Source organism: Sinorhizobium fredii USDA 257 (assembly GCF_000265205.3).
Lineage (GTDB): Bacteria > Pseudomonadota > Alphaproteobacteria > Rhizobiales > Rhizobiaceae > Sinorhizobium > Sinorhizobium fredii_B.
This window is the reverse complement of record NC_018000.1, coordinates 4,291,627-4,310,493: the sequence shown is the minus strand read 5'-3', so window position 1 is coordinate 4,310,493 and position 18,867 is coordinate 4,291,627. Positions and strand designations below refer to the sequence as shown.

Below are 18,867 nucleotides of genomic sequence, written 5' to 3'. Positions count from 1 at the left end.
TAACACAGGAGCATTGATAAAAATGAACAAAATCACAGGTTTTGCCCGCGCATTCGCAACCGCAGCCGTTCTTCTTTCGGCGTCCGTGCCGGCCGTAATGGCGCAGGACGTGACGGAAGATCAGATCAAGGCGGCTCGCGCCACCATTGCAGCGCTCGGCGTCACCAACAGCTTCGACAACATTCTGCCGAATCTTGCCGAACGGCTGAAGAACTCGCTCATTCAGGCTTCACCGAACCACCAGGAACTGATTTCGGCGACCGTTGACGAGAAGGCGCTTGGTTTGGCGGCACGCCGCTCGGATCTGGAACGCGAGGCAGCGACGATCTATGCCAAGACCTTTTCGGTCGAGGAACTCAACGCCATCACGGCTTTCTATAGCTCGGGGGCCGGCAAGAAGCTGCTGAACGACGGTCCGATCGCCTCGCGCGAACTCTTGAAGGCGGCCGACATCTGGGCAGCCGGCGTTTCGCGCGACCTCGCCAACGATGCCACCAAGTCGCTCGACGAGAAGATCGGCAGCACCCCTGCCGCAGATGCCGGCACGCAGGCACCCGCCCAGCAGTAAGCTTGCGGCGAGCCTTGGCTCGTCCATTTACGAGGCCCGGAGCGATCCGGGCTTTTCCTTTTCTGCATCGCAATACTATATCAGGGGCGAAAGGCGACTCCGGCTCGTCGTTTCATCGCGAGCCTGACGTTCCGACCAACGGCCTTCCTATCGGTATTCCATTGCTTTCCAGGAGTTCTCCATGAGCGCTTTCGACTATGACCTCTTCGTGATCGGCGGCGGCTCGGCTGGCGTCAGAAGCGGAAGGCTGGCGGCAGCGCTCGGCAAGAAGGTGGCGATCGCCGAGGAATTTCGCTACGGCGGCACCTGCGTGATCCGCGGCTGCGTGCCGAAGAAGCTCTATGTCTATGCCTCCCAATATTCCGAGCATTTCGAGGATGCCGCCGGCTTCGGTTGGAGCGTCGGCGAAAGCCGCTTCGACTGGAAGAAGCTCGTCGCGGCCAAGGAACAGGAGATCTCCCGGCTCGAGGGCCTTTATCGCAAGGGGCTTGCAAGTGCCGGTGCGGAGATCCTGAACACGCGCGCCGAACTCGCCGGAACCAATGCGGTGCGACTGCTCGCGAGCGGCAACACGGTCACTGCGGAGCGCATCCTGATCGCAGTGGGCGGCCATCCCAGCCCGCATGACGCGCTGCCGGGACACGAACTCTGCATCACCTCGAATGAAGCCTTCGACCTGCCGGAGCTTCCGAAATCGATCCTGATCGCCGGCGGCGGCTATATTGCCGTCGAATTCGCCAACATCTTCCACGGCCTCGGCGTCGAAACGACGCTGATTTATCGCGGCAAGGAGATTCTCTCTCGCTTCGACCAGGATCTGAGACGCGGCCTGCATGCGGCGATGGAAGAGAAGGGTATCCGCATACTCTGCGAGGATATCATCCAGTCGATATCGGCTGGCGCCGATGGCCAGCGGATTGCAAGGACCATGAAGCATGGCGAAATCGCCGTCGATCAGGTGATGCTCGCTCTCGGCCGCGTGCCGAACACGAAGGGCCTCGGGCTCGAGAATGCCGGCGTCAAGATCGACGAGCGCGGCGCCATCATCGTCGACGCTTTCTCACGCACCAGCGCACCGGGAATCTATGCGCTCGGCGACGTCACGGACCGCGTGCAACTGACGCCCGTGGCGATCCATGAGGCGATGTGCTTCATCGAGACGGAATACAAGAACAATCCCACTTCGCCGGATCATGACCTGATCGCCACGGCAGTCTTCTCGCAGCCGGAGATCGGTACGGTGGGAATGAGCGAGGAGGAGGCCGCGCGGAAATATGACGAGTTCGAAGTCTACCGTGCCGAATTCCGCCCGATGAAGGCGACACTTTCGGGGCGCAAGGAAAAGATGATCATGAAGCTCCTCGTCAATGCCGCGGACCGCAAGGTCGTGGGCGCCCATATCCTCGGCCACGACGCCGGCGAAATGGCGCAACTGCTCGGGATCTCGCTGAAGGCAGGATGCACCAAGGACGACTTCGACCGCACCATGGCCGTGCACCCGACGGCGGCGGAGGAGTTGGTGACCATGTATCAGCCGAGCTACCGTGTGAGGAAGGGCGAGCGGGTTGCCTGAACCGCGGTTCCGTTTGGCTCGAAAGCAACCCATATTTTCTGGTAGAATGACTTTCCAAGCTCCTTGTTAACGTTTATAAGCCCGCATCCGCGACGCGGCCCTGGCTGCGTCAGACAACAGGTGATGGAAATGGCACAGACTTGGACTCCGAACAGCTGGCGGCAAAAACCCATTCAGCAGGTGCCGGACTATCCGGACCTCTCAGCGCTTGAGGCTGTTGAAGGCCGTCTCGCGAAGTTTCCGCCGCTCGTCTTTGCCGGTGAGGCTCGGCGTCTGAAGAGTGCGCTTGCCAACGTGGCCGAGGGCCGCGGTTTCCTGTTGCAGGGCGGTGATTGCGCCGAGAGTTTCGCCGAGCATGGCGCCGACACCATCCGCGACTTCTTCCGCGCTTTCCTGCAGATGGCGGTGGTGCTGACCTTCGGGGCGCAACAGCCGGTCGTCAAAGTCGGCCGTATCGCCGGGCAGTTCGCAAAGCCGCGCTCCTCGGGCGTCGAGAAGCAGGGCGATATTACGCTGCCGAGCTACCGCGGCGACATCATCAACGGCATCGAGTTCACCGAGCAGGCGCGCGTCCCCAATCCGGAGCGGCAGATCATGGCCTATCGCCAGTCCGCCGCAACGCTCAACCTGTTGCGCGCCTTCGCGATGGGCGGTTACGCCAATCTTGAAAACGTGCATCAATGGATGCTCGGCTTCGTCAAGGACAGTCCGCAGGCCGAGCGCTACCGCAAGCTCGCCGACCGGATTTCCGAGACGATGGATTTCATGAAGGCGATCGGCATCACCTCGGAGAACCATCCGAGCCTGCGCGAGACCGATTTCTTCACCAGCCACGAGGCGCTGCTGCTTGGCTTCGAGCAGGCGCTGACACGCGTCGATTCGACCTCCGGCGACTGGTACGCCACCTCCGGCCATATGATCTGGATCGGCGACCGCACCCGCCAGCCCGACCATGCGCATATCGAATATTGCCGCGGCATCAAGAACCCGCTCGGGCTGAAATGCGGTCCGTCGCTGACCGCCGACGGCCTCCTGGAATTGATCGACCTGCTGAACCCGGCCAACGAGGCCGGCCGCCTGACGCTGATCTGCCGCTTCGGTCACGACAAGGTCGCTGAGCACCTGCCGCGTCTGATCCGCGCCGTCGAGCGCGAAGGCAAGAAGGTCGTCTGGTCCTGCGACCCGATGCATGGCAACACGATCACGCTCAACAACTACAAGACCCGGCCTTTCGAGCGGATCCTCTCGGAAGTCGAAAGCTTCTTCCAGATCCACCGTGCCGAGGGCAGCCATCCGGGCGGCATCCACATCGAGATGACCGGTAACGACGTGACCGAGTGCACCGGCGGCGCGCGCGCTCTTTCCGGTGACGATCTCGCCGACCGCTACCATACCCATTGCGATCCGCGCCTCAATGCCGACCAGGCGCTGGAGCTTGCCTTCCTGCTCGCCGAGCGGATGAAGGGTGGGCGCGACGAGAAGAAGATGGTGGTCAACGGCTGAGCGATCGCAACCGCGCCGATGGCTCAATTTTTCTGAACAATCGGCGCGTCTTCTGAATTTGACAGGGCCGGGTCAGCTTTGTGAAGCTGGCCCGGCTTTTTGCTGAAGGGAGAGGGGAATGACGGACATCCACGAGGGCGGCTGCCTTTGCGGCGCGGTGCGGTTCAAAACGCAGGGAAAGCTGAGGGAACTGATTTTCTGCCATTGTTCCCAATGCCGAAAGCAGACAGGCCTCTACTACGCCGCCACGAATGTGCTCGACAACCAGATGGATGTCCAAGGCGCCGACGAGATTACCTGGTACCGATCGAGCAGCGCAGCTCGGCGCGGCTTCTGCCGGCATTGCGGCTCGGCGCTGTTCTGGAAGGCGGACGGACTCGACTATACCTCGATCCTGGCGGGGACATTTGACGGGCCGACAGGGCTGGAGCCCGGCTATCACATCTTCTGCGCCGACAAGGGCGACTTCTATGACATCGGCGACGACCTGCCGCGCTTCGCCGAGTCTCGGTAGCGCGCCTACTGCATGTTTCCTTGAAGCCTAGCCGATTTGAGGATGAAAACTTACAGCGTTCAAAGTGCTACAGCGATCTTTGTGCGTCTCATGAGATGCGCGGCGCTGTTGGGTCAGGGACCGCCACGACGGATTGATCGAAAGCGTCCGCCAGAGCTTCGAACTTGACGGCTTCCCACGCAGCGTATTCCTCGACAAGCCGGCTGCTCAACCAGTAGCGGCCACGCGCTCCATCGTCTCCCTTGCCGATCAAGCCGGCGGCCTCGGCGCGCGCGAACAGGCGGCGAATATGCGTATTCGAGATCAGGTAGCGCTCCGCAAGTCTTGCAAGGCTGACGTCTATCCAGACCTTGCCGTTAACGGCGAGGAGACTTGGGGCGCGCGCCATCAGGTCGTCGAGGATCACCCCGCCAGATTCCGACCAGACGAAGATCGCAACGCCTTCTGAAGGCTGTGTCCATCTTGCGTCCGAGAGCAGCCGTTTTGCGACACGAGGCTGCGCGCGCTCGAATATGGTGGGATCGGCCTCGACGCGTCTCACCCGCGATCCGCCATCCAACAGATCGAGCGTGCTCATCTGCGTCCTGAACCAGAGGCGCATGGCGTTCTCGCTGATCTCCGTCGGCTCGAGTGGACGCGTCCTCTTGGTGCGGCCGCCATTTGCGGGGCGGAGCAGTTTGTAGGCAATGAGTTCCGCAAGGAAGGCCGTTGCCGTGTTCCGGCTGGCAGCGCCCGTTTCGCGCATGATTTTCAGCAATCGCGCTGCCGTTATGCCGGAGTCTGCGTTGTCTCGGTCGCGCTCCAGATGCAAAGCATAGGCGGCTTGCGTGAGCATCCATTTCTGGTGGGCGGCCACCAGGCGGGCGACGCGCGGAAACAGGTCGTTGATGGAAATGAGGGTACGTGCGCCGGCCTGCAAGACCTCAAGGAACCGAGGATTTTGCAACAGAGCATCCACCGTATAGGCGGGTGGAGTCTTCCGTTCGGCATCTTCCGTCCCTGCAAGCCGCTGCATCTGCTGCGCGTGCTCCCGATCTCTCCACGCACCAAACGCATCGCTTACGCCGTGCCCCAGTGCAATCGACATAAAAACTCACCTTGGGCTAAACGCGCAAGTACACCGTTTGGGTTCACGCAAAATTTAGGGGAATTTGCGGGGCCGATGCGACCAGCGGGTGATAGACGGCTGCCAATCGCCGGCACGAATATCGGCTTGACCGATGCCCTCAGGACCCGCGCAGAATGGTGCTTGAAAGCAGACATGACACCGTTTCCGCTGAACTTGCAGTTTAATTCTGAGCATCCATGCGTCTGTACGATGCGCGAAAACCGTTAATACACCGTGTCTATTTGGTATTTTAGCAAATGGTACTCGCGTATGGATTGCGCGTGTTTGGAGAGGCCAACAACCGGGCAGCAGGGCGCGGCAATTCCGCAAAACAAGGGCTCCCGTAAACCGTCGAAGAATTCCGAGAATCTACAGCGGCCGCATCTCGCTTACAGCTCGCATCAGAATGCGCTGATCGGTTTCGCAGTCGGAAATCTATTGAGCAAAGTTCGAAATGAAGATCGGCCCCGGCGGGGGCGCCGGGCCGACAAGTCGCTTCCGCATACGTTCATAAGCCCGCGCTGAAGAGTTCGGCGTGGGACTTGAAGAAGCGCTCGGTGCTATAGCGCTTGCCGAACATCATATCGTGCTGCAGGAAGCGATAGTCGCGCAGGGACGGCGGGATCTTCGGTTGGCGCAGCCAGTTTGCGACCTCCTTGCCGTTCTTGCGGATCAGCATATAGCGGTCGAGAACACGGAAGTGGTCGTGAACCTTGCCGAGGAAGCCCGTGTAGTACGGGTGCTCGTAGCCGGCCTGCTTCAGGATCTCGTAGGAGAGAAAGGCCGGGCTGATGCTGCCGATATCCTTGCGCGCACCGGTCTTGTTCGACCAGACGACGAGCGGCGTTTCGTGCTCCGCCTTCATCTGGTCTTTCGATCCCTTGCGCTCCGCCGTCACGTCCTTCATGTAACCCGTGCTGGTATAGACGGTGTTCAGCGGCGGCAGGTGGTCGCCGAAGAGAACGATGATCGTCTCGCGGTCCCGCTGCTTCGCCCAGTCCATGAGCATTCTCAGACTGTCGTCGGCTTCCTTGATGCCCTGGGCGTAGGTGGCGAGAACCTGGCGGTCGCTTTCCGGCAGATCGCCCTCGACTTTGATCGTGTTCTTCGCGTAGCGATTCGGCTCGTACGGCCCATGGCCCTGCAGCGTCACGGCAAAGAAGAAGAAGGGATCGTCCGTTGCGTCCGCCTGGCGGATGACCTCCTTCGTCAGGGATTCATCCGAGGCGAAAATCCCACGCTTCTGCATCGGCGGCAAGTTCTCCTCCGAGCGGAACGTATCGAAGCCGAAGGCCTTATAGACGGCGGTGCGGTTCCAGAACCACCCCTGGAAGGGATGGATGGCGCGTGAGACATAGCCTTCTCCACGGAAGAAGGTGGCGAGCGACGGGATCGGATTGCGAATATATTGCTGATAGGGAATGCTGCCATAGGGCAGGAATGCGTTCGAAAAGCCTGTCAGCGCTTCGAACTCGACATTTGCCGTCATGCCGCCGAATTCGGGCGAGAAGACATTGCCGCCCTGCAATTCGCGGATCGTCGGCATCGGGTCGGGTGTCAGCTTGACCTTAGGCAGGCGCGTCGGATCCCAGAAGGATTCGCTCATCAGCACGATCACGTCCGGCTTGCCCCGATGCGTGGTTCCGGCGGGAAGCGGCTTTACGGGAATGCGTTCGATGGCATTCGCCATGTAACCGGCCGGGGCGCTCACATTCGCCATCGGCAAATTGATCGCAAAGGCGAGCACAAAGCCGTTGTGCCGGTAGTTCTCGGTCTGGTCCCACATGATCGGGATGACCCGCAATCGGTCGCGGACCCAAGAGAACTGGTTGTAATCCATGATGTTCCAGAAGGCGACGATGAGCGGCAGGGCGAAGGCTACCCGCGCGAGACGCTCTTTGCGCGCCAGCTTCGGAAAGTTCCGCCAGGCGTAGCGCAGCAGCAGCCCGATGACGATGATGGTCGCCAGAATGCCGAGAACGACGCCGACGGCGGTCCATGGCCTGTCCTTCACCAGCACCGGCATCAGTTCCACGATCTGCCGGCCGAACAGAAAATCGGTCGGGTAAAGCGGGTCGGACAGGAAGACCTGCTTCTGCTGGCAGATAAAGGCCGGTACGATGGCGAGCGGCGCTACGAGAAGCGCGCCCTTGTGTTCGCGTCCGAAAAGCGCGTCCAGCGTCAGCATGACGAGGAAGAACGCAGCAACCGTCGTCCAGGCTGGCCGCATCGGATCGATAAAATAGGCGATCGTGTCGGAAGTTGACTGGCGGACGAGGAGCTCGACTGCAAAAACGATCGCCGTCGCGATCAAAAGCGAAAACAGTGCGCTGCGGCCGCCCGCCAGGGTTTTTGCATGTCTAACGGAAAAGCTCGGCCTTTCGACATAGACCTGAGAACCTCTCGCGGCGGAATCGATACTGGCCAAAAACTTCTCCAATTTCATAAATCTTTCGCTCAACTGTCATACGACTGTCATCTTGAACAGGGGATGAATGGCGAAACGGCTATGATGATCCTCAGGTTCCGGCCGCGTCGAAGGGCCGCGGGCCTATTCGTTAAGGGACCGGAACCGCAGGATTTTTCGGATTTTTCCGGCGGCACTGCGATTGGGAGTGGGTTTTTTCCCACCGGATGCGGTAAGAACAACGCCTAAGCTGGTTGCATTCGCCGAGGAAAACCGACAGGCCTGCCATGACCCCACAGAAAGCCGTACCTTCAAAGCTGCGGATCGTCGTAGCCCAGCTCAATCCGACCGTCGGCGATATCGCCGGCAACCTGGCAAAGGCGCGTGAAGCGCGCGCCGACGCGGCGCGCCAAGGCGCCGACCTGGTGCTGTTCACCGAACTTTTCATGTCCGGCTATCCGCCCGAAGATCTCGTGCTGAAACCGGCCTTTCTGAAGTCCTGCCTGCGCGCCGTCGAGAAACTCGCCGCAGAGACGGCAGACGGAGGGCCGGGGGTCATCATCGGCTTCCCGCGTCAGGCCGCTGCCCAGCGGCACAATTCGGTGGCGGTCCTCGACGGGGGCAAGATCATCGCGGTCCGCGACAAGGTGGACCTGCCGAACTACGGCGAGTTCGACGAAAAGCGGGTCTTCGATGCAGGCGAGATGCCGGGTCCGGTGAATTTTCGCGGCATTCGCATTGGCATCCCGATCTGCGAGGACATTTGGGGCGAGCTCGGCGTCTGCGAGACTCTCAAGGAGAGCGGCGCCGAAATCCTGCTCTCTCCGAACGGTTCGCCTTATTATCGCGGCAAGGTCGATGTCCGCCACCAGATCGTTCTAAAGCAGGTGATAGAAACCGGCTTGCCCCTGATCTATGCCAATCAGATCGGCGGGCAGGACGAACTGGTCTTCGACGGCGCAAGCTTCGGCTTCAATGCCGACCGCTCGCTGGCCTTCCAGATGAGTCAGTTCGAGGAGGCGCTTTCGATTTCAGAGTGGACGAGGGGTGAAGATGGTTGGGTCTCGACCAACGGGCTTCGGTCGCGCCTGCCGGAAAGCGACGAGGCGGACTATCGAGCCTGCATGCTGGGGCTCAGGGACTACGTCAACAAGAACGGCTTCAAGAACGTCGTGCTCGGCCTTTCCGGTGGCATCGACTCGGCGATCTGCACGGCGCTCGCGGTGGACGCGCTCGGCGAGGAGCGGGTCCACACGATCATGCTCCCTTATCGCTATACCTCGCAGGAATCGCTGAAGGACGCCGAAGCCTGCGCCAAGGCGCTCGGCTGCCACTATGACGTGGTCGCGATCGAGGAGCCGGTTGAAGGTTTTCTCAGTGCACTCGCCGATACTTTCGAGGGAACCGAGTCCGGGATCACCGAGGAGAACCTGCAGAGCCGCACGCGCGGAACGATCCTGATGGCAATCTCTAACAAATTCGGTTCGATGGTGGTGACCACCGGCAACAAATCGGAGATGTCGGTAGGCTACGCCACGCTCTACGGCGATATGAACGGCGGCTTCAATCCGATCAAGGACCTCTACAAGATGCAGGTCTATGCGCTGTCGCGCTGGCGCAATGGTGCCGTGCCGCCCGGCGCGCTTGGTCCCTCCGGCGAGGTCATTCCGCAGAACATCATCGACAAGGCACCCTCGGCCGAACTCCGCCCCAACCAGACCGACCAGGACTCGCTGCCGCCCTATCCGGCGCTCGACGACATTCTCGAGTGCCTGGTGGAGAAGGAACTGAGTACGGAAGAAATCGTCGCCCGCGGGCATGACGAGGCGACGGTCCATCGGATCGAGCACCTGCTCTACATCGCCGAATACAAGCGCCGGCAGTCGGCGCCGGGCGTGAAGATCACCAAGAAGAATTTCGGCCGCGATCGGCGCTACCCGATCACCAACCGTTTCCGTGACAGGGGCTAGCCATGCGTAGCTCGGTCGAGATCTTCGATATCGCAAGTGGAGAGACGCGCGTCGTGTGGTAGACGGAGCGGCTCGTCGAGGCGCCGAACTGGTCGCCTGACGGCAAATTCCTCATCATTAACGGCGACGGCAGGCTCTATCGACTTGCTTTCGACGGGGCCGACCCTACCGAGATCGACACGGGCTTTGCCCGCCACTGCAACAATGATCACGGCATCTCGCCGGACGGCAGAATGCTTGCGATCAGCGACAAGACCGAATTCGGCAAGTCGGCGATCTATCTGCTGCCGGTCGCGGGCGGCACGCCGCGGCTCGTCACGCGCAACCTGCCGTCCTACTGGCACGGCTGGTCCCCGGACGGGCGGACCGTGGCCTATTGCGGCATCCGCGACCAAGTCTTCGACATCTACACGATCTCGGTCGATGGCGGCGAGGAGCGGCGGCTGACGCATGGCGAGGGCCGCAACGACGGACCGGACTGGTCGCCGGACGGCGCGTGGATCTATTTCAACTCGAGCCGCACCGGCCGCATGCAGATCTGGCGGATCAGGCCGGACGGCAGCGATGTCCAGCGCGTTACCGACAGCTCCTATGGCGACTGGTTCCCGCATCCGTCGCCAGACGGCAAGCATCTGCTGGTGCTTTCCTATGATGGCGAGGTCTTCGACCACCCCCGCGACCTCGATGTGCGGCTTCGGCTGATGGATCCGGAAGGCGGCAATGCGCGCGTCCTGTTCGAGCTCTTCGGCGGGCAGGGGACAATCAATGTTCCGAACTGGTCGCCCTCGGGCGAGGCTTTCGCCTTCGTGCGGTATTGGCCCGCGTGAGCCAACGGCGAGCCGACGGTTCGCTCTCAGATCTATGGGAGGAATTCATGGGAAAAGACTACGCCCGGCTGGACGGCAAGGTCGCCGTCGTGACCGGCGGCACGCAGGGGCTCGGCGCCACGATTGCGGGACTGTTCGCTGAACGGGGCGCTGCGGGCATCGTCATCTGCGGGCGCCATGCGGCGAAGGGCGAGGCAAAGGCGACCGAGATCGGTGAGGCGACCGGCGCGAAGGTCGTTTATGTCCAGGCGGACCTGGAGCGCGTGGAGGACGCCCGGGCGGTCGTTGCGGCCTGGGATCGTGAATTTGGCCGAGTCGATGGGCTCGTCAATGCCGCCGCAATCACCGACCGCGGCACGATCCTCGATACGCGGAACTCTTCGATCGCATGTTTTCGATAGACGTGCGTGCTCCCTCCTTCCTGATGCAGGAGACGGTGAAGGTGATGCGGTGTGAGAAGACCGAAGGCACGATCGTCAATATCGGTTCGATGTCGGCGAAGGCGGGCCAGCCTTTCATCGCCGCCTATTGCGCATCCAAGGGTGCTCTGGAGGCGCTGACGAAGAACACCGCCTATGCGCTGCTGCGCAACCGCATCCGCGTCAACGGCCTCAACATCGGCTGGATGGCATCGGAAGGCGAAGACCGCATCCAACGGGAATATCACGGCGCTCCCGAGGACTGGCTGGAGAAGGCGGCGGCAAGCCAGCCTTTCGGGCGGCTCGTCGATCCCGCCGAGGTCGCGCGCGTGCGCCTATCTCTCCTCCGACGAGTCCGGTCTGATGACCGGCTCGGTGATCTGCTTCGACCAGTCAATCTGGGGTGCGTATGACGGATCGCCGCATCCGACAGCGCCGCTTTGAGTCGCTCTCGGCCTGCTGCATGTAGAAACATGCAGCAATCCAAAGCTCTACTGCGACCTTGTGCGTCTGATAAGACGCACGTGCTGTAGTCTTGCCTTTCGCCTGCGCCTGTGCCCATATGCGGCCGTCAGGTGCCCGCTGAGGCGGGAGAATCGGGAAGCCGGTTGAATTCCGGCACGTGCCCAACGCTGTGATGGGGACGGCTGCGCCAAAACAGCTTTGAACGTTTTCAGAGCTTTGCCACTGGGTCTTGATGCGATCCGGGAAGGCGGCCCAGTCGAGTGATCCGTAGTCAGAAGACCGGCCTGACAAGATAGACCGGCCCCGCATGGACGGCGGGAGGTTGTGCATTGTTGGGGATCGAACGATGCTGCCTGACCCGAACGACTGCCTTACGGCGGCCGGTGCCTTTTCGCCGGACGAGCGTGCCGCCGTCTATCGCGCCATCGAGACGCGCCGCGACGTACGCGACGAGTTCCTGCCTGAACCGCTGCCCGAGCCTCTGATTTCCCGCTTGCTCGATGCGGCGCATCGCGCCCCGTCCGTCGGCTTCATGCAGCCGTGGAACTTCGTGCTCGTGCGCCGGAGCGAGACGCGGGAGAAAGTCTGGCAGGCATTCCGGCGCGCCAATGAGGAAGCCGCCGGCATGTTTTCAGGCGAGGCGCAGGCGAAATATCGCTCACTCAAGCTCGAGGGCATACGCAAGGCGCCGCTCAGCATTTGCGTGACCTGCGATCGCACGCGCGGCGGCGCCGTCGTGCTCGGGCGCACGCATAATTCGCAAATGGACGTCTACTCGACGGTCTGCGCGGTCCAGAACCTTTGGCTCGCAGCGCGGGCCGAGGGGGTCGGCGTCGGTTGGGTCAGCATTTTCCACGAGGACGAGATCAAGGCGATCCTCGGCATGCCCGAACACATCGAAATCGTCGCCTGGCTGTGCCTCGGTTTTGTCGACCGACTCTACCAGCAACCGGAACTAGCGGTGAAGGGCTGGCGGCAACGGGTACCGCTCGAGGACCTGATCTTCGAGGAAAGATGGGGCCTTCGCGACGGCGGGAAGCGGTTTGTCGACCAGGTCATTCATTCTGCAGCGGCTGATAGCGCGGCCCCCGAGGGTTCTTGAGATCGATCGCGCTCTCTTGCTGCGGCAGAAAGGCGGGGCCGACGACGCGGACCTTGCTGGTCGTGGGGTCGTAGGGGCGCTCTTCCACAGGCTTTGCTGCCGGCGATCCGGACGCCGGCAAAGCCGTGCCCTTGATCGTCACGACGGAGGGGCTGACCACCGAAAGCTTCGTTCCTGACGCGGAATTGTTGCTGCTCTTACCCGTTGCGACCTTGGGTATCTGGCAGCCGCAGATACCGGGCGCACCGACCCCGCGGGTACGATAGGCGAAGGCGTTGGGGAGTTCCGTGTACGGCCTGCCCGTCGACGCGGAAATCATCTGCTCGCTCTCCTCGGTGGCCAGCACGTGATAGTAGAGTTCCGTGTCGGCTGCCGGGCATCGTGCCCGGCAAAGCTCGGTATCGCGTCCGAAGTCGGCCGGTGTCGCGTTCGACGAAATCGGGAAAAATGCGCCGTCGCAAGTACGCACGCACATGGTCCTGAGGCCGCCTGCAGCGCCGTCCTCCATGAATGTGAAGTCGTCCGCTGGACCGTCGAACAGCAACGGATAGTCCTCGCCGTCCGGCGGGAAGTCTTCGAGAATGTTGCGGTGAACGTGAGCCTCTTCGGTGCTCGACTCGTCAGGAATCGTCTCGTCAGGGATCGTCTCGTCCCAGTTCAGGCCGGCTTCTCTTGAGCAACCATTCAACTCCATGGCGGCGACGATCCGCCGGCGCATGTCGTCATTGCCTTTGGAAATCAAATGCCGTCGTTGCGCCTTGAGCGTGCGGAGATTGTCCTCCATCCGGCCGATCGCATCGTCGAGTTCGGCGCAGGCAGCTTCATTTTCGCTGTCGATGTAGACGACGGAGTCATTGCTGCATGCCATGCGCCGGCGTTCGTTCTTTGCGCGGCGAATTTCGATGTTCTGGCGTGAAACCGCGCCGGTGAAATCGCGGAGATCGGCGGTTGTGGTGAAGGCCGCCGGCAGCTCCGCGAGGCGGGCGCTCAGGCGTTCGCATACGCTTGCGGCCGAAGCCTGTCCGGCCATACACAAGGCGAGCGGCAGGAGCGCTGCAGCAAGGCGCATCATCCTCCAGGACGCCGCACTTCTGAACACTGGCACTCGTCTTTTCCTGCGTTTCGCCCCGCCACAGCGCCGTGCGTCTTTTCAGACGCACAAAGGACGCTGTAGCACCTTGAATTGCTGCATATTTGTTTTCCTTAAATCGGCTGCGATTTAAAGAAACAGGCAGTAGTCGCGGAACAAGCGGGGCGCCTGTTTCCTGACATCATACGACGTTGATGCGAGGGCGCAACGGCGAGTCGGCATTTGCGTTAATGCGTTTGGAAGCAGAAACGGCCGGGCCGAGTGAGCGGCCCGGCGACAGATCAGGCCGCTCTGGCGGTTTCGAGCGACATCGGCCGTTCGAGCACAGTGCCCTCGATGGCGGCAACGGCCTTCATTCTTTGAAGAAGGCTGTTCGTCACTTCCCAAGCGACAGCGACCGCGTAGACATTGCCGATCCTCTGCGGCTCTGCGATGCGCTCTCCCGGGCACCCCATCCGGCGGAACATCCGCTCGAGGAAGACGTCGGTGACGGTGACGATATGGCTGATGCCGGAGGCAAGGCCCAGTTCCCCGACGCCGCACATGAGCTCGGCGGCGGCGACCGTCACCTGGTTCGACGTCCGGTCCTGGGAGATATCCGGTTCGATGCAGAAGCGGCTCGATTCCCAAACCGATGCGCTGCGGATTTCCGGATTTCCGCCGAGCAGGACCGGAAATGTATCATCCAGCATGTTCGGCCCTAGCGTTGGTAGAAGTCGCAGGGAACCGCGAAGCCTTCCGGTGTCCGGCGAATACGACATCACATAAAGCGGATTGGCCTTGTCGTAGTGGTCGATTTCCCAGTTGCCCTCGGTCTTGACGTCCCATTTCAGAAAGTCATGGAAGACGCGCTTGCGCAGCCGAAACATCTCGTCGATGGCCTGCGGGTGCTGTCCGCGAGCGTTTCCGTTCACTATCCTGATCATCTTTCGCTCCATCGTGTTTGCGCGATGGAGCGATGCTGTCAGGCTCGGGTGACACATGTAACTGTCGGTAGTGACAGTTTAATCCGGAGGTTTTTCCCACCAAATTTGTGGGGTTTTCGGCCAATGGGTCGAGCTCAGATGGTAAATCCACCCTTCAGATGGTGGGGATCAGCGCATGGCGGACCGCCTGCGCAACGGCCTGAGTGTTGGACACGACGTTGAGCTTGCGGCGCGTATTGCTCATGAAGAAACGAACCGTGCGCTCGGAAATGCCGAGGATCGTCGCGATTTCCCAATAGCTTTTGCCGGCTGCCGACCACGTCAAGACCTCTGTCTCCCGGCTGGTCAATCGCGTATCGCGCTCGTCCATCGCATCGACCATCGCCGCCTTCTCAAGCATCGAGGCATGGAAAAGATTGGCGGCCAGCTGGAAGTCGCGCAGGTGGCATCGACGATATTCGGACCATTCCGCTGGCGACATGTTGCCACTGATTGCGAGCAGCGCCAGGCGTCCGGTCGGTGAAGGCAGCGGCAGAGCGACGCCTTCCGTGGCCAAGCCGATTTCCTCGGCAGCCTGGAAGAGCGGCTCGCATTCCGGAAAGCGGCGGCGGGCGGTCGCCCATTCAACGGGTCTCACGCCGCCGAGGGCAAGCCGAAGGATTGGATCGATCCGGTGAAGACCACGGGACAGATAGAGCTCCTCGGCATAGGCCCCGAAGGTGTGATGCAGCCGGCAGACCTTGAGGCCTTCGGCCGTCGGCTCCGCTTCGACATAGAGGAGATGCGCGATATCGAACGTGCGACGCATCAAGGCGAAGAATTGCTGCGGCTCCGCGCACCCGCCATATTCGACGATATCTAGCAGATCGAGGACAGCCTGTTGATTAGTCATGCCGTAACACCGATTCATGCCCCTAGAATAAACATGGTTTAGCCTGGCGGTTTTTGTCTAGTGCTATATTTCGTAATCGGTGCAACTCTTTGGATTAAATCCACCCAAGGTTGCGTTTCGCGATACTTGGCCAGGGAAATCGCCTAAGGCGCGATAGTCCGGAGAGCCATCCCTAGGCGGGATGGCTTGCCTCGACCACTGCGAGAGCCGCCATGTTGACGACCCCGCGGGACGTGACGGACGGCGAAAGGATGTGCGCCGGCAGCGCCGAGCCGAGCAGGATCGGTCCGACATGGAGGCTGTCGGTCATCGTTTTGACCACGCCGAGCGTTACGTTGGCGGCGTCGAGATTGGGGAAGACGAGCAGGTTGGCTTCGCCCTTCAGCGCACTGTTCGGCATCACCCGCTCGCGCAGCGTTTCGGAGATTGCCGCGTCGCCGTGCATTTCTCCGTCCACCTCGAGATCGGGTGCGAGCTCGCGGACGAGCTTGAGTGCGGCGCGCATCTTGGCGGCGCTTTCGGATTCGCGCGATCCGAAGTTCGAATGTGAAACGAGGGCAGCGCGCGGCGTGATCCCAAAGCGGCGAATTTCTCCCGCCGCCATCACGGTCATCTGGGCGATCTCTTCGGCACTCGGATTGTAACTCACATAGGTGTCGGTGAAGAAGGTCGCGCCGCGCTGAGAAATCAACAGGCTGAGAGCCGAGAAGTCGAGCACGCCGGGCTTCTTGCCGATGATCTGCGAAACGTCGCGCAGATGTCGGTTATAGCGTCCCTCGACACCGCAGATCAATGCGTCGGCTTCACCGCGCTTGACTGCCAGCGCACCGATCACCGTCGTGTTCGTACGCACGATCGTGCGGGCGGCTTCCGGGATGACGCCGCGGCGGCCGACCAAAGCGAAGTAGTCGTCGACATAGTCGCGATAACGCGGATCGCCTTCCGGATTGACCACCTCGAAGTCGACATCGGGCCGGATTCGCAGGCCATAGCGGCGCAGGCGGGTTTCGATGATCTGCGGGCGGCCGATCAGGATCGGCTTGGCGGTACCTTCTTCGAGCAGCACCTGGGCGGCACGCAACACCCGTTCGTCTTCTCCCTCGGCAAAGATGACGCGGTTTTTGGTGGCGTTCTTCGCCGCCGCGAAGACCGGTTTCATGATGAAGCCGGAGCGGAAGACGAAGCGATTGAGCTTGTCGAGGTAGGCGTCGAAATCCTGGATCGGACGGGTGGCAACGCCGCTTTCGGCGGCAGCCTTGGCAACGGCCGGGGCGATGCGCAGGATCAACCGCTGGTCGAAGGGCGAGGGGATCAGGTAGTCGGGTCCGAAGACCGGCGTTTCCCCTGAATAGGCACGGGCTGCGACATCCGACGGTTCCTCGCGTGCCAGACCAGCGATCGCCCGCACCGCCGCCATCTTCATCTCTTCGTTGATGGTGCGGGCGCCGCAATCGAGCGCGCCGCGGAAGATGTGCGGGAAGCAGAGAACGTTGTTGACCTGGTTCGGGAAGTCGGAACGCCCCGTGCAGATCATCGCATCCGGCCGCGCCGCGCGCGCGACTTCCGGCATGATTTCCGGCGTCGGGTTGGCGAGCGCCATGATCAGCGGCTTCTCCGCCATCTGGGCGAGCAGTTCGGGCTTGAGGACGCCCGCCGCCGAAAGCCCCAGGAAGACGTCGGCGCCACCGATGCTGTCGGCGAGCACGCGATTGGCGCTGTCCTGGGCGTAGACGGCCTTCCATTCGTCCATCAGGACCTCACGGCCCTTGTAGACGAGGCCCTCGAGGTCGTGGACCCAGATGTTTTCCCGCTTGGCGCCGAGGATGACGAGAAGATTGAGGCAGGCAAGCGCCGCGGCTCCGGCACCCGAGGCGACGATCTTCGCCTTGGAGATGTCCTTGCCGGCCAGTTCGAGGCCGTTCAGAACGGCAGCGGCGACGATGATCGCCGTCCCGTGCTGGTCGTCGTGGAAGACCGGAATCTCCATCATCTCGCGCAGGCGTCGCTCCACCTCGAAGCATTCCGGCGCCTTGATGTCTTCGAGATTGATGCCACCGAAGGTCGGCTCAAGGGCGGAAATCACATCGACCATGCGTTCGACGGTCGGTGCGTCTATCTCGATATCGAAAACATCGATGCCGGCGAACTTCTTGAAGAGGACGGCTTTTCCTTCCATCACCGGCTTGGAGGCGAGGGGGCCGATATTGCCGAGGCCGAGCACGGCCGTGCCGTTCGAGACCACGGCGACGAGGTTCGAGCGTGCGGTAAAATCGGCAGCAGTCTCCGGATTGTCCCTGATGGCGAGGCAGGGTGCGGCGACACCCGGCGAATAGGCCAGCGCCAGGTCGCGCTGGTTGCCGAGCGGCTTGGTCGGCTGGATCTCGAGCTTGCCCGGGCGAGGATAGCGGTGGAAGAAAAGTGCCTGCTGGTCGATGTCTCCGCTTGCCGGAGCCGCTTGAGGTTTCGCTTTGTCGCCCGTGGTCATACCTAGCATCCCTGTTTCTGGATGGCGGCCTTTTGGCATGATTTCCCCTCCACGTACAGTTTCACGGCAGCGCTTTTCGTCCGTGTGATCCCGCCGGCTACGTGTCGGTGTCATCTTCCTGAAACACGAGTCTGGTTTTGACGAGACGACACAAAGCTCGAGAAGGCGAGGATCGCATGGCTGCGGTATCGGGATCTCAACAGAATCCGGTTCGGAAATTGCGGACGCTGTTCATTTCCGACGTTCATCTGGGCTCGAAGGCGGCGAAGACGGACTATCTGCTCGATTTCCTGCGCCACCATGAGGCCGAGACTATCATTCTTGTCGGCGACATCGTCGACGGCTGGCGTCTGAAGCGCAGCTGGAATTGGCCGCAGTCCTGCAACGACGTCGTCCAGAAGCTGCTGCGCAAGGCGCGCAAGGGTTCGCGCATCATCTATATTCCCGGCAATCACGACGAGTTCATGCGGGATTTCCCGGGCGTCCACTTCGGCGGTATCGAGGTCGCGGCACGCCACATGCATGAAGGAGCGGACGGGCGCAACTACCTCGTCTTGCATGGCGACGAATTCGACGTCGTGGTGCGCAACGCGCGAGTGCTCGCCTATCTCGGCGACTGGGCCTACGACATGGCGATCGCCATCAATATCGGCCTTGCCGCCGTCCGCCGCCGCCTCGGCATGCCCTATTGGTCGTTTTCGTCCTGGGCCAAGCTGCAGGTCAAACACGCGGTGAACTTCATCGGAGAGTTCCAGAAAGTCGTGGCGGAGGAAGCCCGCCGACACCACGCCCAAGGCGTTATCTGCGGCCATATCCACCACGCGGTGATCGAGGATATCGACGAGATCCGCTACATCAATACCGGCGACTGGGTCGAAAGCTGCACGGCGATCGCTGAGCACTTCGACGGCACGATGGAACTGATCACCTGGCATAGCCTGCAGGGCGGCGTGACCGCGTCGGAGACCACGGTCGAGGAATTGCCCGTGACGCTTGCCGCACCGCAGGCAGCCTGAAG

At 61.6% G+C, this 18,867-nt stretch carries 13 protein-coding genes, 2 pseudogenes and 1 riboswitch; of the genes and pseudogenes, 9 read left to right on the top strand and 6 right to left on the bottom strand.

The window, feature by feature from the left end; genetic code table 11:
- The first annotated feature begins 22 nt into the window (after positions 1-22).
- From USDA257_RS20100 to USDA257_RS20085, 4 genes are all read left to right on the top strand, one after another.
- Positions 23-568, top strand: a complete 546-nt coding sequence (locus USDA257_RS20100; protein WP_014764800.1) for a DUF2059 domain-containing protein — start codon at positions 23-25, stop codon at positions 566-568.
- 181 nt (positions 569-749) lie between these two features.
- The gene (gene gor / locus USDA257_RS20095) at positions 750-2,141 is read left to right on the top strand and encodes a glutathione-disulfide reductase (protein ID WP_014764799.1); all 1,392 of its coding nucleotides are present in this window, start codon (positions 750-752) and stop codon (positions 2,139-2,141) included.
- A 129-nt stretch (positions 2,142-2,270) separates the two neighbouring features.
- The gene (locus tag USDA257_RS20090) at positions 2,271-3,644 is read left to right on the top strand and encodes a class II 3-deoxy-7-phosphoheptulonate synthase (RefSeq protein ID WP_014764798.1); all 1,374 of its coding nucleotides are present in this window, start codon (positions 2,271-2,273) and stop codon (positions 3,642-3,644) included.
- Between the two features lie 118 nt (positions 3,645-3,762).
- Complete coding sequence (locus USDA257_RS20085; protein WP_014764797.1) at positions 3,763-4,158, top strand: GFA family protein; 396 nt, start codon at positions 3,763-3,765, stop codon at positions 4,156-4,158.
- 88 nt (positions 4,159-4,246) lie between these two features.
- Here USDA257_RS20085 and USDA257_RS20080 read toward each other — a convergent pair whose 3' ends face one another.
- Positions 4,247-5,245, bottom strand: a complete 999-nt coding sequence (locus tag USDA257_RS20080) for a hypothetical protein (RefSeq protein ID WP_014764796.1) — start codon at positions 5,243-5,245, stop codon at positions 4,247-4,249.
- A 529-nt stretch (positions 5,246-5,774) separates the two neighbouring features.
- Positions 5,775-7,694, bottom strand: coding sequence for an LTA synthase family protein (locus USDA257_RS20075; protein ID WP_014764795.1), 1,920 nt, complete (start codon positions 7,692-7,694; stop codon positions 5,775-5,777).
- A gap of 266 nt (positions 7,695-7,960) precedes the next feature.
- On the opposite strand from USDA257_RS20075, the gene USDA257_RS20070 reads away from it, so the two are divergent.
- The 4 genes and pseudogenes from USDA257_RS20070 (at position 7,961) to bluB (ending at position 12,456) form a co-directional block, all read left to right on the top strand.
- Complete coding sequence (locus USDA257_RS20070) at positions 7,961-9,643, top strand: NAD+ synthase (protein ID WP_014764794.1); 1,683 nt, start codon at positions 7,961-7,963, stop codon at positions 9,641-9,643.
- Between the two features lie 2 nt (positions 9,644-9,645).
- Positions 9,646-10,470 (top strand): annotated as a pseudogene (locus USDA257_RS20065) (TolB family protein).
- A 47-nt stretch (positions 10,471-10,517) separates the two neighbouring features.
- Positions 10,518-11,333 (top strand): annotated as a pseudogene (locus USDA257_RS20060) (SDR family oxidoreductase).
- Positions 11,334-11,445: 112 nt separating this feature from the next.
- A riboswitch (cobalamin riboswitch) is annotated at positions 11,446-11,656 on the top strand.
- A 44-nt stretch (positions 11,657-11,700) separates the two neighbouring features.
- Positions 11,701-12,456, top strand: a complete 756-nt coding sequence (bluB, locus tag USDA257_RS20055) for a 5,6-dimethylbenzimidazole synthase (RefSeq protein WP_014764791.1) — start codon at positions 11,701-11,703, stop codon at positions 12,454-12,456.
- Here the strand turns inward: bluB and USDA257_RS20050 are convergent.
- The 4 genes from USDA257_RS20050 to USDA257_RS20035 form a co-directional block, all read right to left on the bottom strand.
- Positions 12,410-13,528 carry a DUF2865 domain-containing protein gene (locus USDA257_RS20050; protein ID WP_041415462.1) on the bottom strand — a complete coding sequence of 373 codons (1,119 nt, stop codon included), beginning with the start codon at positions 13,526-13,528 and terminating at the stop codon, positions 12,410-12,412. The genes bluB and USDA257_RS20050 overlap by 47 nt on opposite strands.
- A gap of 299 nt (positions 13,529-13,827) precedes the next feature.
- On the bottom strand, positions 13,828-14,472 hold the full coding sequence (locus USDA257_RS20045; protein WP_014764789.1) for an acyl-homoserine-lactone synthase: 645 nt from the start codon (positions 14,470-14,472) through the stop codon (positions 13,828-13,830).
- A 154-nt stretch (positions 14,473-14,626) separates the two neighbouring features.
- Positions 14,627-15,364: a helix-turn-helix transcriptional regulator gene (locus USDA257_RS20040; protein WP_014764788.1), complete on the bottom strand. Its 738-nt coding sequence runs from the start codon at positions 15,362-15,364 to the stop codon at positions 14,627-14,629.
- A gap of 172 nt (positions 15,365-15,536) precedes the next feature.
- Entirely contained in the window at positions 15,537-17,849 is a 2,313-nt protein-coding gene (locus tag USDA257_RS20035) for an NADP-dependent malic enzyme (RefSeq protein ID WP_014764787.1), read from the bottom strand.
- 176 nt (positions 17,850-18,025) lie between these two features.
- Between USDA257_RS20035 and USDA257_RS20030 the strand changes: the two genes are divergently transcribed.
- On the top strand, positions 18,026-18,865 hold the full coding sequence (locus tag USDA257_RS20030) for a UDP-2,3-diacylglucosamine diphosphatase (protein ID WP_014764786.1): 840 nt from the start codon (positions 18,026-18,028) through the stop codon (positions 18,863-18,865).
- Positions 18,866-18,867 lie beyond the last annotated feature (2 nt).

Excerpts from the sequence above, each read along its gene's own strand:
- USDA257_RS20100 (WP_014764800.1), top strand. The coding sequence starts at position 23 with ATGAACAAAATCACAGGTTTTGCCCGCGCATTCGCAACCGCAGCCGTT.
- gor (WP_014764799.1), top strand. The coding sequence starts at position 750 with ATGAGCGCTTTCGACTATGACCTCTTCGTGATCGGCGGCGGCTCGGCT.
- USDA257_RS20090 (WP_014764798.1), top strand. The coding sequence starts at position 2,271 with ATGGCACAGACTTGGACTCCGAACAGCTGGCGGCAAAAACCCATTCAG.
- USDA257_RS20085 (WP_014764797.1), top strand. The coding sequence starts at position 3,763 with ATGACGGACATCCACGAGGGCGGCTGCCTTTGCGGCGCGGTGCGGTTC.
- USDA257_RS20080 (WP_014764796.1), bottom strand. The coding sequence starts at position 5,245 with ATGTCGATTGCACTGGGGCACGGCGTAAGCGATGCGTTTGGTGCGTGG.
- USDA257_RS20070 (WP_014764794.1), top strand. The coding sequence starts at position 7,961 with ATGACCCCACAGAAAGCCGTACCTTCAAAGCTGCGGATCGTCGTAGCC.
- bluB (WP_014764791.1), top strand. The coding sequence starts at position 11,701 with ATGCTGCCTGACCCGAACGACTGCCTTACGGCGGCCGGTGCCTTTTCG.
- USDA257_RS20050 (WP_041415462.1), bottom strand. The coding sequence starts at position 13,528 with ATGATGCGCCTTGCTGCAGCGCTCCTGCCGCTCGCCTTGTGTATGGCC.
- USDA257_RS20045 (WP_014764789.1), bottom strand. The coding sequence starts at position 14,472 with ATGATCAGGATAGTGAACGGAAACGCTCGCGGACAGCACCCGCAGGCC.
- USDA257_RS20040 (WP_014764788.1), bottom strand. The coding sequence starts at position 15,364 with ATGACTAATCAACAGGCTGTCCTCGATCTGCTAGATATCGTCGAATAT.
- USDA257_RS20035 (WP_014764787.1), bottom strand. The coding sequence starts at position 17,849 with ATGACCACGGGCGACAAAGCGAAACCTCAAGCGGCTCCGGCAAGCGGA.
- USDA257_RS20030 (WP_014764786.1), top strand. The coding sequence starts at position 18,026 with ATGGCTGCGGTATCGGGATCTCAACAGAATCCGGTTCGGAAATTGCGG.